The organism is Burkholderia plantarii, from assembly GCF_001411805.1.
Classification (GTDB): domain Bacteria; phylum Pseudomonadota; class Gammaproteobacteria; order Burkholderiales; family Burkholderiaceae; genus Burkholderia; species Burkholderia plantarii.
Map to the genome: position 1 here is coordinate 842,509 of NZ_CP007213.1, position 11,748 is coordinate 854,256.

Below are 11,748 nucleotides of genomic sequence, written 5' to 3' on the forward strand. Positions count from 1 at the left end.
ACGACGACGTGCTCGACGCGCGCGCGAGCAGGCCGAGCACGCGCTCGCGGTGTGGACCGGCGTGCCGCCCGCGTCGTTCTCGATCGCGCCGGACCCCGACTACGCGTTTCGCGAGCCGGCCGAGCCGGCCGCGCTGCCGTCCACGCTGCTCGAGCGACGGCCCGACGTGGTCGGCGCCGAGCGCGCGGTGGCCGCCGCCAACGCGCGTATCGGTGTGGCCGAGGCGGCCTTCTTCCCGAGCCTGGACCTCGGCGCGCAGGGCGGCTTCCAGCACGACAGCCTCGCCAATCTGCTGTCGATGCCGAACCGCGTCTGGGCGGTGGGGCCCGCTCTCGCCGCCAGCCTGTTCGACGGCGGCGCGCGGCGCGCGGCGGTGCGCGAGGCCGAGGCGACCTACGACCAGCAGGTTGCGAATTACCGGCAGACCGTATTGAGCGCATTCCAGGGCGTGGAGGACAGCCTCTCGAACGTCAACCATCTGCGCGAGCAGACGCGCGCGCTCGATGCCGTCTATCGCATTGATCTGCAGCTGTTCGACAGCGCGCGCGCGAAGGCCAGCGCGGGGACCGCGAGCACGCAGGCCGTGCTCGCGCAGCAGCTCGCGGTGCTCGGCGCGCGCCAGAACCTCGTCGACATGCGGTCGGCGCTCGCGCAGGGCGACGTCGCGCTCGTCAGGAACCTTGGCGGCGGCTGGGACGGCGCGGCTGCGGCGCACGCGAGCGAACGGCGCTGACATGTACCGACATGGTTTTCCAACAGCTTGTTCGAGGCCACGTCCTTACATTGGAAGCGTTGGGAACGTAACGTTCCCGTTCACGGAGTCGATCATGAATACACGGATTTCACGCGGCACGCTGGCCGCGTGCCTGCTGCTGGCGAGCCACGTCGCGCTCGCCCACGTCGCGTCGTTCGCGACACCATGGTCACGCGGCGGCCGATACGGCTCGTGCGGCGGCGGCAGCTGCTCGCACGGCGGCGCGGTCGAAGGCAGGTACGGCGGCGTCGCGGCCGATCACGGCACGATCACGCGCACCGCGCCCGGGCAGTTTTCGAACAGCGGCACGGCCACCGGGCCCGGCGGACGCAGCTACGCGCACGGCGGGGACACGAGCTGCGGCGGCGGCACCTGCACACATACGGGCAGCGTGACCGGGCCGGACGGCCACTCGGTCAGCACGAGCGGCAGCGTGACGCGAAACGGCGCGGGCCAGTATTCGTCGTCGGGCGCGCTCACCGGCCCGCGCGGGACAACGACGCGCAGCGGTTCGACCGATTGCGGCGCGGGCACCTGCACGCATTCGGCCAGCGTCAGCGGCCCGAACGGCAACTCGGTGAGCCGCACCGGCACCGCCGCGCGCATCGCGCCTGGCGTCGTGGCGACCTCGCGCACCACGACGGGCCCGCACGGCGTCACGATCGGCACCGGCGGCGTGGTGGTCGGGGCGGGTGCGGTGGCGCCGGGGCCGGCGGTCGGTCCGCATGCGGTCGTGGTGTCGCCCGGGCGCGCCCCGGTGGTGGTCGCGCCGGGGCCGGCGGTCGTGGTGGGGGCCGCGCCGCCGGTGCTCGCGCCGGTTCCGCTGCCGGTCGCCGCGCCGGTGGTGGCGGCACCGGTCGCGGTGGTGGGCGTCACGCCCGTGGTGGCCGCGCCGGCGGTGATCGTCCATGCGCCCCCCCGGCCGACCGTGTGGATCCGCGGGCATTGGGCCGGCGGGGTGTGGGTGCCCGCGCACCGCTTCTAGCGCGGTGCGATCTCGCGGTCGCCGACCGGCCCCGACATCGGGCGACACATGTTTTCAACAGCTTGTAGCGGGCACTTTCGCTAGATTTGACGTGGGACGCAGGCACGAGGATCCGCCGCTCCCGAACCTCCCTCGATAGACAGGATCAGCCATGAAGACACTTCGACTTGCCCTTCTTTCCGTGATCGCCACCGGCTCCGCGCTGGCCGCCCAGGGCGCCTTTGCCGGCGTCGTGGCGGTCGGTATCGGGGTGCCGGCCGCCCCCTTCGTGATGGCGCCCGCGGTGCCCGTGTATCCCGTGCCGGTGGCGGTCGCCGCGCCGGTGGTGGCCGCGCCGGTGGTGGTCGCCCCGGGCCCGGCCGTGGTGGTGCGGACCGGCTATGTGTACCGCCCGACGGTACGCGCCGCCGTGATCGTGCGCTGATGTCCCTTCGTCATCCAAAACGATCATGAACGACATCCAGAACCGGCGACGTGTTTCGCGATGGCGGTGCGCAGCCGGCCTCGCGACGGTGTTCGCGCTGGCCGGTTGCGCGGTCGAGCCGCCGAGCAATCCGACCGTGATGGCGCTGCCCGCGAAGGGCAAGAGCCTGAACGAGTTCCAGCAGGACGACTACGGCTGCCGCAACGTCGCGAGCCGCGCGGTCCAGCCGCAAGCCGATTCGCCGGGCGCGCGCAACGGCGCGCTCGCCGCCGCGGCGCTCGGCGGCGCCGGCGGCGCCGCGGTCGGTGCCCTGATCGGCTCGGCCTCGGGCAACGCGGGGCCCGGCGCGGCGATCGGGGCCGGCGTGGGCCTGCTGGCGGGCGGCGCCAGGGGCTCGCAGCAGCGCGCGCAGACGGCCGCCTCGTTGCAGCAGCAATACGACAACGCGTACGCGCAGTGCATCACCGCGAAGGGCGACGTGATCGAGGCGCCGCAGCCGGCGCCGGTGGCGTGGGTACCCGTGGTGACCGCCGCGCCGCCGCCGGTGGTCTACGCGCCGGCGACCTACTACTACGTACCGCGCTGAACTTCGCTTTTTCCAACTTTCAGGAGTGAACCATGAAACGTCTGTCAATCATTCTCGTCGCACTGGTCGCCGCCTCGTCGGCCTATGCGCAGAGCAGCATGCAGCAGAAGCTCGAGCAGCGCTTCGCGGCCGCCGACGCCGATCACGACGGCAAGCTCACGCTCGCCGAGGCGCAGGCCGGCATGCCGCGCCTGGCCGCCCATTTCGACGAGATCGATACGGCGCATCAGGGCTATGTGACGCTCGATCAGATCGAACAGTTCGCCGCGAGCCGACGTCAGTAAGGTCGGCCCCACCGCGATCCGGTTGCGATCGCGGCGCCGAGCCGGCGCGCCGGCTCCGCGTTTTCCTCCAGCATCCTGCGGGTCGTCGGGCGTGCCCGCTTCCGGTCACGATCCGCCGCGGTCCTCGATCGCCGACGCGCCGTCCCGGCGCCGCATCCGCCGCGACGGCGCGAGGCCGGCGCCGACCGTGGCGAGCCGCTCCGCCGTCACGATCTGCGGCGTCCCCATCAGCGCCGCGCCGTAGGTGGACATCCAGCCGGCCTGGTTCGCGGCCCGCGGTCCGGTGTCGTGCATGAACAGCAACAGCACCGCCGGCATCCGGCGGCAGCCGGCCGCGCCGCGCGGCCACGCGTCGGTCGCGAAACGCCGGCAACGATCCGGCCAGCCCTGGCGCATCATCGTCATGGTCCGCCGCCTGCGCCGCCAGCGGCACCTGCCGCGGTTCCGGAATCCGGGCGAACGCGGCCAGCGCGCCCGCGGCCAGAGCGCCGGTTATGCCGTGGAACATGCCGCCGAGGCGGGCGCGGCGATCGGCGCGCCACCGGCCGCGCCGGCCGCCCGTCCCCGCGCCGACGTATCCGCGCCGACGTCCCCGCGCCGACGTAACCGCGCGCCCAAGCGAAGATGTGACGGTGTCGCGGGGCGGCCACCACGTCGGAGATCACGGCGCATATGGCGGGATGCGACGCGCATTCGAACCCACCGATCATCGGCAGCACGACGGCGATCGCCGCCACGCCGCCACGCCGCCGCACGACGGCAGCGGCGGGAAGCCGCCGCCCGCGCCGAGCAGCGAGCACAGCGGCACCGGACGTCGCCCGTCATGATCCGCCGCGCCGCCGAGCCACGACGTGGCGAGCGGTTTCCTGCCAATGGCGGGCCGGCAGCGCGACCTGGCGGGAACGCAGGGGGGCCGCCAGGTCGGCCCGCAAGGCCGGAAGCGGCATGATCACGCCGTCGGCGAGGCCGACGCTCAGGCACTCGGCCATGGCGCAGCGCCGGGCGGCGGCGACAGCGAAAGGAGGGGCCGCGGAAGAAGGCTTCCCTACGCAAACCATGGACGCATGGATCGCGCCGGCAGGGTCGGACGGCGCCCGGCTGCGCGTTGATGGATCTCAACCCGCCACGGCGGCGAGCGTACGGCCGAACGCTGTCGCGCAGCGTGGCGGCGGCATTCGCGGTGTCGACGAACCCGCCACGGGCAAGCTGCGGCCGGCCGACACCAGCGGCAGCGCCGCCACGTCGCCGAATGCGAGTGTCGCGGCGCGCTCGGCGAATCGTGAGGATGGCGAAACGTTCGACGATTGCCGGGAAGGCCCGCCAGTCAAGGCTGCCGGGCCGGCTCGCCGTTCCATGCCCGCATGTTTCCCAATGCGAATGGAAAATGCGACGGATCAATCGTATTCTTGACTGCGAGGAATTCGCGGTGTCGTCGTCGCGCTTCCCGGTGCAAACGGCCTCGACGGCCAGGGCCGGAAGCCGGCGCGAGCGGTAGGAAGCCACCAGTCACGGCACCGGTCGCCGGTGCCGCGAATTCGCCCCGATGGCGCGCGCCCCGCGTGTGCCCCGTCCGCATTCACGTCGAACTTGAAACCCATGTCTACACCCTTGCAAACCGATTCATCGCGCACGCGGCTTCATCTGCTCGCCGCGATCCTGTTCGTTTCCTATCTCTGCGTGGCAATTCCGCTGCCGGTGATCCCCGTCTTCGTCACGCATCGACTCGGCCTCGACAACGTCTGGGCCGGCCTCGGCGTCGGCATCGCCTTCCTGAGCACCATCTTCACGCGCGGCTACGCCGGCAATGTGGCCGACCGGCTCGGCGCCAAGACGGCCGTGGTGCGCGGCATGCTGCTCTATGCCGGCGGCGCGGCGATCTCGCTGCTGGCCGGCTTCGCCGGCGCGCCGTGGGCCGCGTTCGGCACGCTGGTGCTCGGGCGGCTGCTGCTCGGGCTCGGCGAGAGTCTGGTCGGCGTCGGCATCATCACCTGGGGCGTCGGGCTGGTCGGGCCGGCGCGCTCGGGCCAGGTGCTGGCCCTCGTCGGCGCGGCCATCTACGGTGCGTTCGCGCTGGGCGGGCCGATCGGGCTGGTCCTGCTTGAGCGCGTCGGCTTCTCCGGCACGATGGCCGTCAGTGCCTTGCTGCCGTGCATCGGGCTGGCGGTGGTGGCCGGCCTGGCCGGCATCGCGCCGCACCCGCACGGCAAGCGCCCGTCGTTCGCGAGCGTGGTCGGACGGCTCTGGTTGCACGGTCTGGTGGTGTGCCTGCAGGGCATCGGCTTCGCCGCGATCGGCGCGTTCTTCGCGCTCGACTTCCTGCACAACGGCTGGCATTACGCGGGGCTCGGGCTGACCGCATTCGGCGTCGGCTTCGTGCTGGTGCGCGTGCTGTTCGGCCATCTGCCCGATCGTGTGGGCGGCCTGCCGGTGGCGATCGGGTCGCTGGCGGTCGAGACCATCGGGCAGTTGATGATCTGGAGTGCGAATGATCCGGGGCTGGCGCTGGCCGGCGCCTTCCTGACCGGGCTCGGCTGCTCGATGGTGTTCCCGGCGATGGGGCGCGAGGTCGTGCATCTGGTGGCGCCGCATCTGCGCGGCGCGGCGATGGGCGCCTACGCCGCGTTCCAGGATCTGGCCTACGGCCTGACCGGGCCGGTGGCCGGGATGCTTGCCGATCGCAGCGGCTACGGCGGCGTGTTCCTCGCCGGCGGCGTGGCGGCGTTGATCGGCATGCTGGTCGTGCTGTATCTGCAGCGCGTGCGTGCGCCCGTCGCGCAGTGACCAGCCGGAGCGAAGCATGACGACCTTTTCCCGACCGCGCGGCCACGCCACGGGGCCGACGATCGAGCGCGTGCGTCACGACGATCGGGTGCGCATGCTGCGGGTGGCGCGCGTCGAGCGCCTGACGCCGCACATGTCACGCGTGAGCTTCGTGGGCGAGGCGCTGGTTGGCTTTCACAGCCTCGCGCCCGACGATCGCGTCAAGCTGTCGTTTCCCGGCGTCGGCGCCGCCGGTGCCGAGGCGCGGCGCGACTACACGGTGCGCCGCCACGATGCGGCCGCCGGCACGCTGGTGATCGACTTCGCGCTGCATGACGCGGGGCCGGCCTCGGACTGGGCGCGCACGGCGCGGCCCGGCGACACGCTCGCCGTCGGCGGTCCGAAGGGCTCGGCAGTGATCGCCGGCAGCGTGCGGCGCTGGCTGCTGATCGGTGACGAGACGGCGCTGCCCGCGATCGGCCGGCGCATCGAGGAAGCCGGTGCCGGCACGCGCATCACGAGCCTCGTGTGCGTGGCCGGCGCGGCCGAGCGACAGCAGTTCGAGACGGCCGCGAGCCTCGACGCGCGCTGGGTCCATCGGCCGCTGTCGCAGGCGCATCTGCCGGACGCACTGCTGGCGGCGGCGCGGCAGCTCGAGATCGGGCTGGACACGTTCCTCTGGGTGGCGGCCGAGGCTTCGGTCGCGCGTGCATTGCGTCGTCATTTCGTCGACGAACGCGCGCATCCGACCGGCTGGTTCAAGTTCTCGGGCTACTGGGTGGCGGGAGAGGCCAATGCGCACCGGCGCCTCGACTGAAGCACGGCGGTGCGCTTGAGCGCCACGCCGCGCCTCGGTAAGATGCGAGAGGACGATCGCGTCGCGACATCCGCAAGGTTCCTCGCCGCGCCGCCGTTTTTCCCATTCCTCATATCCGCATCGGCCGTCGTTCGCCCCGGCCGCGCGGCGCCGGCCCCACCATGACCCCACGCCGAACCACCCGTATTTCCGCGCGCAAGCTGCCGCAACAGGCGCGCTCGACCGAGCTCGTCGCGGCGATTCTCGATGCGGCCACCCAGGTGCTGGCGAAGGAAGGCGCGCAGCGCTTCACCACGGCGCGCGTCGCGGAGAAGGCCGGCGTCAGCATCGGCTCGATCTACCAGTACTTCCCGAACAAGGCGTCGATCCTGTTCCAGTTGCAGTGTGACGAATGGAGCCGGACCGCCGAGATGCTGCGCTCGATCCTTGATGATGCGCGTCGCCCGCCGCTCGAGCGGTTGCGCACGCTGGTCCATCGCTTCGTGCAATCGGAGTGCGAGGAGGCGGGCATGCGGGTGGCACTCGGCGATGCCGCGCCGCTGTACCGCGACGCGCCGGAGGCGAGCGAAGCCCGCATCGCGGGGCAAGGCATCATCGACGCGTTCATGGGCGAGGCGCTGCCCCTTGCCTCGAAAGCCGAACGCCAGCTCGCCGGCGATCTGGTCAACACCACGCTGCGCATGCTCGGCAAGCGGTTTTCCGAGCATCCGCGCACGCCCGCCGAAATCAGCAGCTATGCCGACGGCATGGCCGACATGTTCTGTGCCTACCTTCGCGCGCTCGCGCGCGAGTGAGCGCGCGGGCGGACCTGCGCGCATCCACGCGCCGCGAGCGTCGCCAAGTCGGGACCACGGCGAGCCGGCGTCCAGCGCCCGACGAGATCAATATCGACGGCCGCGCCGGGCGGTGGCGCCGCGGCGCCGACGCAGCTGCGAGCGGGGCAGGGCGCCGTGAAGGGCCGCGCGTTCACCGCGTTCGTCGCGGCGACGTTCGAGACGTCGGGCGGATATCGCCAGAGGGGCGGCTCGCGAATTCGGACGGCGCGATAAGGGGGCGCCCGGGGTCGAGCCGGCGATGATGCCGGCAAAGGAACCGGGAACATGACGCAGAGAACCCGACGCACGCACTCGCGGCGGTCAACGGTCAAGGCCCGGGCGGTGCCGGCGGCAGTCAAGGGCGGGCTGGCCAGCAGTCCGACGTCGATCCGAAGCGGATCACCGGATGGAAGCGGCCGTTGCAGGCGCGTGCGGCCGACGGGTCCGGCATGGCGGGCACCGTTTCGAGCGAGCCGCCGGGAGACGTCGAGACCGTGGAGGCTCGTCCGGTTCGGTCAAACAGCCGATCAGGCGAAATCGACCAATTCGTCGCCCGCTACAACGAAAATGGCAAACCGTCCGTCTGCACCGCGTCAGCCGCTTCCATTCCCGAAAAGCTGCACTGACTTTGCCGTCGAATCGACGGAACAGGGCGCTGGCGGCGGATCGTCGCGTTTTCCCGCCGAGGTCCCGCCAGGCGGCGCGGCGGCGGCATCGGCGGGACGCGGGATCCCTGCCAAAAAGCAAGCTGGCGATAGTTTTGCCCCGATGCTGACGAACTCCTTGCAATCGAGTTGGGGTAACATGCGCTACCTTTTAAACCAACCAGTCTGCCGATAACAAAGCGGAACGCGCTTGATGTCTCAGCCGGATAAAGAATCGGTCCATGCCAGTTCGACCCTGTCGAACAAGGTCTTCAACGAACTGCGGCGCGATATTCTGCTCGGAATATACAAGCCCGGGCAGAAGCTGCTGCTCAACGAACTGAAGCAGCGCTACGCGGTGGGCGGTTCGCCGATTCGCGAGGCGCTGCTGCAACTGGTCTGGAAGAAATACGTGGTCACCGAACCGCAGCGCGGCTTCTGGGTGGCGCCGGTGTCGCTCGACGAACTGCGCGAGGTGCTGATCGTGCGGCGCGGGCTGGCCGAATACGCGGTGCGCCGCTCGCTGGAGCAGGGCGACGAGGCCTGGGAGCTCGAAGTGCTGTCCGCGTACCATCGCCTGAGCCGCATGGACCCGCGCAATCCGGCCACCGATCTGCAGGAGTGGGCCGACCGGCACACCGCCTTCCACATCGCGATCATGAACGGCAGCCGCTCGCCGGTGGTCGTCGACCTGATGGAGTCGCTATACGACCGGCTCGAACGCTACCGGCACATCTGGTTCGATCCGAAATTGCCGGTCGACATGCAATACAGCGATGAAGGCGAGCACGAGGCGATCCTCCACGCGGTGCTGGCGCATGACGTGGCGCGCACGCTCGAGCTGCTGGCGCAGCACTATTCCCATGTGATGGCGGTGGCCGAGAGCCTCACCGCCGAATCGTTCGAGACGAAGACGGCCGGCGCCGGCCGCGGCTGAGCGGCCCGCGCCGGCCCGGTCGCATCAGGCCTGCCAGCACAACAAGGCGTACTGCTTCCGGCCGCGCTTGAGCAGCGTATAGCGGCCGAATTTCCGGTCATCCGCGTCGAGCGTTCGTTCGATGCCCGTCGCCTGCTCCACCCGCTCGCCGTTGATGCCGATCGCGCCGCTGTCGATCAGCGTGCGCGCCTCGCTTTTCGAGGCGGCCAGCCCCGTCATGCACAAGGCTTCTAGCAGCGCCAGCCGCGGCGCCTCGCAGACGGCGTGCGGCAGGCCATCCTGCGCGAGCTGCGCGAAATCCTCCGCCGACAGCGACGTGACATCGTTGCTGAACAGGCTCGCCGTGATCCGTTGCGCGGCGGCGAGCGCGGCGTCGCCGTGGATCAGACGCGTGACGTGCTCGGCCAGCACCCGCTGGCCTTGCGGCTTGCCGTCGCCGGCGCGGTCCGCGGCCTCGATCGCGTCGATCTCTTCCATGTCGAGGAACGTGAAGTAGCGCAGGAAGCGGTAGACGTCGGCGTCGGCCACGCCGAGCCAGAACTGATGGAATCGATACGGCGAGCACTTGCCGGCATCGAGCCACACGGCGTTGCCCTCGCTCTTGCCGAACTTGGTGCCGTCGCTGTTGGTGATCAGCGGCACCGTCAGGCCGAACGCCTGCACCTGGTTCACGCGCCGGACCAGATCGATGCCGGCCGTGATGTTGCCCCACTGGTCGGAGCCGCCGATCTGCAGCACGCAGCCGAAGCGCCGGTTCAGCTCCACGAAGTCGTGGCTCTGCAGCAGGCTGTAGGCGAATTCGGTAAACGAAATGCCGACCTCGTCGCGATCGATCCGCTGCTGCACCGATTCCTTCTTGATCATCGCGTTGACGGAAAAGTGCTTGCCGATGTCGCGCAGGAAATCGAGCGCGCTCATTTGGGCGAACCAGTCGTGATTGTTGACGAGGCGCGCGGCGCTGGCGCCGTCGAACGACAGGAACGGCGTGAGCTGGCGGCGGATCTTCTCCACCCAGCCGGCCACCACCTCGCCCGTGTTGAGCTTGCGCTCGTTCGCCTTGAAGCTGGGATCGCCGATCATGCCGGTGGCGCCGCCGACCAGCGCGATCGGCCGGTGGCCGTGCATCTGGAAGCGGCGCAGCAGCAACAGCGGCACCAGATGCCCGACGTGCAGGCTGTCGGCGGTCGGATCGAATCCGCAATACAGCGTGATCGGCTCGCGCGCGAGCAGCGCGTCGAGCGCCTCGGGCGAGGCCACCTGCGAGATCAGCCCGCGCGCCTGCATGTCCTTGATCAGTGTTCCGTGCCGCATGTGTGTTTCTCCGGTTGAGGGATGGCTGGTGAGCGAGGGTGTGTGGGGCGCCGCTGCCTGTCGCCGTCAGAACACCGGCAGGCGGCCCTGCATCACGAGGATCTGGATCACGATGATGCCGAGCCCGGCCGCCGCCACGAGCCGGTGCGCGGCGGCGCCGCCGATGACGCGATACGCGGGCTGGCAGGCGCCGAGCCGGCGGCGGTGCGTGCCGTCCATGCGGCGCAGCTTGATGAGCGCGGTGGCCGGGAACAGCACCGCCAGAATAGTCAGGAATATCGCCGCGGCACCGAGCGCCATGACGAAACCCTTGGGGAACAGCAACACGAACGCGAATGGCGGCAAGTAGGTGACGCACGCCGTCTGGATCCGCTCGCGCAATTGGTCGCCGCGCCGCAGGCTGCCGGCCAGCGCGTCGAACAGGCCCAGCGAGACGCACAGGTAGGACGTGAACAGCGCGATCGACGAAAACGCCGAGAGCAGCGTGGGCACGCGCGGGCTGTTCGCGAGCAGGTGGAACTGGTCGAGGAACATGCCCACCGAGCCGTGGCAGTGCGAGATCGCCGAGAAGCTGGTCGCGCCGAAGCGCGGCAGCGTGCCGAGCGTGTTGAACACCCACAGCAGGTAGACGCCGAGCGGCAGCAGGCTGCCGGCCACGAACACGTTGCGCAGCAGGCGCGGCCGTTGCGGGCCGAGATACTTGACCATGCTCGGCACGCTGCTGTGGAAGCCGAACGCGGTGAGAAACACCGGCAGCGCGGCGAGCACGTATTTCGCGGCGTCGTCGCCGGCGCGCAGGTTGGTGCTCGACACATACGGCTGGATCGTGAGGCTCAGCAGCAGGAAGATCAGGATGTTCAGCGCGAACAGCAGGCGGTTGACGCGATCGACGGCGACGGTGCTGATGCAGACGATCGAGCCGATCAGCACGGTGAAGGCGGACGACAGCAGGGTCGGCGAGGCCGAGACGCCGAGATAGTGATGCAGGTTGGAGGCGTAGGTGGAGCCGCCGCCGGAAATGTAGGCCGAGGACAGCGAATAGAGCAGCAACAGCAGGCTGGCGTTGATCACGTACATGCCCTTCGCGCCGAACAGCCGCTCGGCGATCGCGTCGAACCCGAAGCCGACGGGAAAGGACAGGCAGATCTCCAGCAGCATCAGGCCGGTGTAGCACATCAGCGCCCAGATCAAGAGCAGCGCGATGCTCGCGTATTCGAAACCCATTCCTGCCGACATCAGCGGTAAAGCCAGCATGCCGGCGCCGAGCATGGTGCCGGAGAGCAGCAGGGTGGCGCCCAGTGCCTTGAAGCCGATTGGCATGATGAATCCTTGGGCCGCCTCGCGCCGTGGCGCGGGGTGGAGAAAAGTGAGGCGCGGCGGGGCCGCCCGCAGGGGCGGCGCGCCGGGCCGGGGAACCGCTCCCGGTGGACT

At 70.4% G+C, this 11,748-nt stretch carries 15 protein-coding genes; 11 read left to right on the top strand and 4 right to left on the bottom strand.

What is annotated here, in order from left to right; genetic code table 11:
* Window positions 1-49 precede the first annotated feature (49 nt).
* The 5 genes from bpln_RS37880 to bpln_RS21105 all read left to right on the top strand — a co-directional run bounded on the left by bpln_RS37880 (window position 50) and on the right by bpln_RS21105 (window position 3,033).
* Entirely contained in the window at window positions 50-733 is a 684-nt protein-coding gene (locus bpln_RS37880) for a TolC family protein (protein WP_244486985.1), read from the top strand.
* A gap of 94 nt (window positions 734-827) precedes the next feature.
* The gene (locus tag bpln_RS36785; protein WP_158512056.1) at window positions 828-1,739 is read left to right on the top strand and encodes a hypothetical protein; all 912 of its coding nucleotides are present in this window, start codon (window positions 828-830) and stop codon (window positions 1,737-1,739) included.
* 151 nt (window positions 1,740-1,890) lie between these two features.
* Entirely contained in the window at window positions 1,891-2,163 is a 273-nt protein-coding gene (locus tag bpln_RS21095; protein ID WP_055139891.1) for a hypothetical protein, read from the top strand.
* A gap of 25 nt (window positions 2,164-2,188) precedes the next feature.
* Window positions 2,189-2,749, top strand: coding sequence for a glycine zipper domain-containing protein (locus bpln_RS21100; protein WP_042627285.1), 561 nt, complete (start codon window positions 2,189-2,191; stop codon window positions 2,747-2,749).
* A gap of 32 nt (window positions 2,750-2,781) precedes the next feature.
* Window positions 2,782-3,033, top strand: a complete 252-nt coding sequence (locus bpln_RS21105; protein WP_055139892.1) for an EF-hand domain-containing protein — start codon at window positions 2,782-2,784, stop codon at window positions 3,031-3,033.
* Window positions 3,034-3,138: 105 nt separating this feature from the next.
* Here the strand turns inward: bpln_RS21105 and bpln_RS21110 are convergent, their stop codons facing one another.
* Together bpln_RS21110 and bpln_RS36790 are read right to left on the bottom strand one after the other, a co-directional pair.
* Window positions 3,139-3,438 (bottom strand): hypothetical protein, encoded by a 300-nt coding sequence (locus bpln_RS21110; protein ID WP_055139893.1) that lies wholly within the window; start codon window positions 3,436-3,438, stop codon window positions 3,139-3,141.
* Window positions 3,439-3,854: 416 nt separating this feature from the next.
* Complete coding sequence (locus tag bpln_RS36790) at window positions 3,855-4,022, bottom strand: hypothetical protein (protein WP_158512057.1); 168 nt, start codon at window positions 4,020-4,022, stop codon at window positions 3,855-3,857.
* 67 nt (window positions 4,023-4,089) lie between these two features.
* Between bpln_RS36790 and bpln_RS35870 the strand changes: the two genes are divergently transcribed.
* The 6 genes from bpln_RS35870 to bpln_RS21130 all read left to right on the top strand — a co-directional run bounded on the left by bpln_RS35870 (window position 4,090) and on the right by bpln_RS21130 (window position 9,006).
* Window positions 4,090-4,443, top strand: a complete 354-nt coding sequence (locus tag bpln_RS35870) for a hypothetical protein (protein WP_148654113.1) — start codon at window positions 4,090-4,092, stop codon at window positions 4,441-4,443.
* 186 nt (window positions 4,444-4,629) lie between these two features.
* Window positions 4,630-5,814 carry an arabinose transporter gene (locus bpln_RS21115; protein ID WP_055139894.1) on the top strand — a complete coding sequence of 395 codons (1,185 nt, stop codon included), beginning with the start codon at window positions 4,630-4,632 and terminating at the stop codon, window positions 5,812-5,814.
* 16 nt (window positions 5,815-5,830) lie between these two features.
* Complete coding sequence (locus bpln_RS21120; protein ID WP_055141161.1) at window positions 5,831-6,610, top strand: siderophore-interacting protein; 780 nt, start codon at window positions 5,831-5,833, stop codon at window positions 6,608-6,610.
* 161 nt (window positions 6,611-6,771) lie between these two features.
* On the top strand, window positions 6,772-7,404 hold the full coding sequence (locus tag bpln_RS21125; RefSeq protein ID WP_055139895.1) for a TetR/AcrR family transcriptional regulator: 633 nt from the start codon (window positions 6,772-6,774) through the stop codon (window positions 7,402-7,404).
* A 440-nt stretch (window positions 7,405-7,844) separates the two neighbouring features.
* Window positions 7,845-8,051, top strand: a complete 207-nt coding sequence (locus bpln_RS37885; RefSeq protein ID WP_244486986.1) for a hypothetical protein — start codon at window positions 7,845-7,847, stop codon at window positions 8,049-8,051.
* A gap of 232 nt (window positions 8,052-8,283) precedes the next feature.
* On the top strand, window positions 8,284-9,006 hold the full coding sequence (locus bpln_RS21130) for an FCD domain-containing protein (protein WP_080937346.1): 723 nt from the start codon (window positions 8,284-8,286) through the stop codon (window positions 9,004-9,006).
* Between the two features lie 24 nt (window positions 9,007-9,030).
* Here bpln_RS21130 and tyrS read toward each other — a convergent pair whose 3' ends face one another.
* Together tyrS and bpln_RS21140 are read right to left on the bottom strand one after the other, a co-directional pair.
* On the bottom strand, window positions 9,031-10,317 hold the full coding sequence (tyrS, locus tag bpln_RS21135) for a tyrosine--tRNA ligase (protein ID WP_055139896.1): 1,287 nt from the start codon (window positions 10,315-10,317) through the stop codon (window positions 9,031-9,033).
* Window positions 10,318-10,383: 66 nt separating this feature from the next.
* A complete protein-coding gene (locus bpln_RS21140) occupies window positions 10,384-11,637 on the bottom strand; it encodes an amino acid permease (RefSeq protein ID WP_042627292.1) in 1,254 nt (417 codons plus the stop codon).
* Window positions 11,638-11,748: the final 111 nt, after the last annotated feature.

What these genes read in the sequence shown, in the direction of transcription:
- bpln_RS36785 (WP_158512056.1), top strand. Translation starts at nt 828, where the DNA reads ATGAATACACGGATTTCACGCGGCACGCTGGCCGCGTGCCTGCTGCTG.
- bpln_RS21095 (WP_055139891.1), top strand. Translation starts at nt 1,891, where the DNA reads ATGAAGACACTTCGACTTGCCCTTCTTTCCGTGATCGCCACCGGCTCC.
- bpln_RS21100 (WP_042627285.1), top strand. Translation starts at nt 2,189, where the DNA reads ATGAACGACATCCAGAACCGGCGACGTGTTTCGCGATGGCGGTGCGCA.
- bpln_RS21105 (WP_055139892.1), top strand. Translation starts at nt 2,782, where the DNA reads ATGAAACGTCTGTCAATCATTCTCGTCGCACTGGTCGCCGCCTCGTCG.
- bpln_RS21110 (WP_055139893.1), bottom strand. Translation starts at nt 3,438, where the DNA reads ATGACGATGATGCGCCAGGGCTGGCCGGATCGTTGCCGGCGTTTCGCG.
- bpln_RS36790 (WP_158512057.1), bottom strand. Translation starts at nt 4,022, where the DNA reads ATGGCCGAGTGCCTGAGCGTCGGCCTCGCCGACGGCGTGATCATGCCG.
- bpln_RS35870 (WP_148654113.1), top strand. Translation starts at nt 4,090, where the DNA reads ATGGACGCATGGATCGCGCCGGCAGGGTCGGACGGCGCCCGGCTGCGC.
- bpln_RS21115 (WP_055139894.1), top strand. Translation starts at nt 4,630, where the DNA reads ATGTCTACACCCTTGCAAACCGATTCATCGCGCACGCGGCTTCATCTG.
- bpln_RS21120 (WP_055141161.1), top strand. Translation starts at nt 5,831, where the DNA reads ATGACGACCTTTTCCCGACCGCGCGGCCACGCCACGGGGCCGACGATC.
- bpln_RS21125 (WP_055139895.1), top strand. Translation starts at nt 6,772, where the DNA reads ATGACCCCACGCCGAACCACCCGTATTTCCGCGCGCAAGCTGCCGCAA.
- bpln_RS21130 (WP_080937346.1), top strand. Translation starts at nt 8,284, where the DNA reads ATGTCTCAGCCGGATAAAGAATCGGTCCATGCCAGTTCGACCCTGTCG.
- tyrS (WP_055139896.1), bottom strand. Translation starts at nt 10,317, where the DNA reads ATGCGGCACGGAACACTGATCAAGGACATGCAGGCGCGCGGGCTGATC.
- bpln_RS21140 (WP_042627292.1), bottom strand. Translation starts at nt 11,637, where the DNA reads ATGCCAATCGGCTTCAAGGCACTGGGCGCCACCCTGCTGCTCTCCGGC.